General features: G+C 66.7%; 1 protein-coding gene. It reads right to left on the bottom strand.

Translation table 11 applies throughout. The features are described from left to right. Nucleotides 1-104 precede the first annotated feature (104 nt). A partial coding sequence (locus tag MD536_RS21275) for a hypothetical protein (protein WP_239603802.1) occupies nucleotides 105-288 on the bottom strand: 184 nt, incomplete at its 5' end.

Genomic DNA, 288 nt, shown 5'->3' with positions numbered 1-288 from the left:
TTGAGTGCGCGTGCGAGGACCTAGCCGGGGGTTCAGCCGCGAGGATCGATGTGCCATGCGACTTCCCACGGCTGGCCCAGTTGCTTCGGGAGTGCCTGCCGAGCTCAGTCGCTCCCCACAGGCAGAAGCCGCACTCGATGGCGAGCGTCTTCGACGATGACGATGGCTCCACGCACCAGAGCGGCGCTGCTCTCCTCCAGCACGTGTCCCAGCCGCGACATCACCGTTCCGGGGCGCGCATCGCGGAGCCGGAACAGGATGACCGATGTCCGTGATCCTCGCGAGAGA

It is taken from the genome of Flavihumibacter cheonanensis (genome assembly GCF_022352215.1).
GTDB lineage: Bacteria > Bacteroidota > Bacteroidia > Chitinophagales > Chitinophagaceae > Flavihumibacter > Flavihumibacter cheonanensis.
The sequence above is the reverse complement of the archived record's forward strand: the minus strand, read 5'-3'. Positions and strand labels throughout refer to the sequence as shown.